The 487-nt window shown below is 73.3% G+C and carries 1 pseudogene; it reads right to left on the bottom strand.

Annotated elements, in window-relative coordinates:
• Positions 1–285 precede the first annotated feature (285 nt).
• A pseudogene (locus tag NBW84_RS15980) lies at positions 286–487 on the bottom strand (hypothetical protein); the annotation flags it as partial.

Raw genomic sequence — 487 nt, 5'->3', positions numbered from 1 at the left:
AGTGGCGTTCCGCCGCCGCCCCGTCCCACTTCGTATCGTTCTGCTCACCGTCCTGTATCACTTCTGTACCTTTTTGCTTCCTTTGGCGGCCCGGGCGCTGGACGGCATTCCGCTGGTTGCGTTCCGCGTCGCCCCGGACACGGGATCCCACGGGATCCCGTCGAACGGAAATCGGCGGGCAGCGCCGGAACGGGCACGGCCGCGTGGCACGGCCCGGTCGGCCCCGTCCCGGCGCGGCCCGGTCGGCCCGGTCGGCCCGGTCGGCCCGGCGGGACACGACCCGGCTCAGCCGGCCGCTCCGGCGAAGAAGGACACCGGTCGCGGGCGTTCCAGCACCGACGCGCCGGTGAGCATCTCGGCGGTCTGCACGCCCGAACTGATCACCGACAGGACGCCTCCCCCCGGCTGCGTCCAGTGCCCGGAAAGGTACAGCCCCTCGACGGGGGTCCGGTGCGGCAGCCGGTCGGTGGTGGTCTGGTCGGGCGCG

The organism is Protofrankia sp. CiP1_Cm_nod2 (assembly GCF_920664355.1).
Taxonomy (GTDB): domain Bacteria; phylum Actinomycetota; class Actinomycetes; order Frankiales; family Frankiaceae; genus Protofrankia.
The sequence above is the reverse complement of the archived record's forward strand: the minus strand, read 5'-3'. Positions and strand labels throughout refer to the sequence as shown.